We start from the raw sequence: 1479 nt of genomic DNA, 5'->3' as shown, positions 1-1479 counted from the left end.
TGATTTCTTCGGAATGAAATTAAGTGGATTAGTGGCGAACGGGTGAGTAACACGTGAGTAACCTGCCTTACACAAGGGGATAGCCTTTGGAAACGAAGAATAATACCCTATAAAGTCAAAATATCGCATGATAAAATGACCAAAGATTTATCGGTGTAAGATGGACTTGCGTCTGATTAGCTAGTTGGTGAGATAAAAGCCCACCAAGGCGACGATCAGTAGCCGGCTTGAGAGAGTGTACGGCCACATTGGGACTGAGACACGGCCCAAACTCCTACGGGAGGCAGCAGTGGGGAATTTTGCACAATGGGGGAAACCCTGATGCAGCGACGCCGCGTGATTTAGAAGGCCTTCGGGTTGTAAAAATCTTTTTTATGGGATGAAAATGACAGTACCATAAGAATAAGGTCCGGCTAAATACGTGCCAGCAGCCGCGGTAATACGTATGGACCGAGCGTTGTCCGGAATCATTGGGCGTAAAGGGTACGTAGGCGGCCTAGTAAGTTAGAAGTGAAATAATATAGCTCAACTATATAAAGCTTTTAAAACTGTTAGGCTTGAGAGATGAAAGGGAAAGTGGAATTCCTAGTGTAGCGGTGAAATGCGCAGATATTAGGAAGAATACCGGTGGCGAAGGCGACTTTCTGGTCATCATCTGACGCTGAGGTACGAAAGCGTGGGTAGCAAACAGGATTAGATACCCTGGTAGTCCACGCTGTAAACGATGAGTGTTAGGTTCTTGGAATAATCTGGGAGCCGCAGCTAACGCATTAAACACTCCGCCTGGGGAGTACGCACGCAAGTGTGAAACTCAAAGGAATTGACGGGGACCCGCACAAGCAGCGGAGCATGTGGTTTAATTCGACGCAACGCGAAGAACCTTACCAAGTCTTGACATAATACGGAGGGAATTAGAGATAATTTTCTATGACTTCGGTCTACTGTATTACAGGTGGTGCATGGTTGTCGTCAGCTCGTGTCGTGAGATGTTGGGTTAAGTCCCATAACGAGCGCAACCCCTATCGTTAGTTACCATCATTAAGTTGGGGACTCTAGCGATACTGCCGGTGATAAACCGGAGGAAGGTGGGGACGACGTCAAATCATCATGCCCTTTATGACTTGGGCTACACACGTGCTACAATGGCAGATACAGAGGGCAGCGAAAGAGCGATCTGAAGCGAAACTCACAAAGTCTGTCCCAGTTCGGATTGTACTCTGCAACTCGAGTACATGAAGTTGGAGTTGCTAGTAATCGCGAATCAGAATGTCGCGGTGAATGCGTTCCCGGGTCTTGTACACACCGCCCGTCACACCATGGGAGTTGGCAATACCCGAAGCCTGTGAGCGAACCTTTTAGGACGCAGCAGTCGAAGGTAGGGTCAGTAACTGGGGTGAAGTCGTAACAAGGTAGCCGTATCGGAAGGTGCGGCTGGATCACCTCCTTTCTAAGAGTAAAAAGTCGGTACGCTGACTTTTA

General features: G+C 48.1%; 1 rRNA gene. It reads left to right on the top strand.

Annotated elements, in window-relative coordinates:
- Positions 1 to 1447: ribosomal RNA gene (locus HMPREF0078_RS05695) — 16S ribosomal RNA — on the top strand.
- Positions 1448 to 1479 lie beyond the last annotated feature (32 nt).

The organism is Anaerococcus vaginalis ATCC 51170, assembly GCF_000163295.1.
Classification (GTDB): domain Bacteria; phylum Bacillota; class Clostridia; order Tissierellales; family Peptoniphilaceae; genus Anaerococcus; species Anaerococcus vaginalis.
Note: the sequence above shows the minus strand (reverse complement) of the source record. Positions and strands in the feature narration are given on the sequence as shown.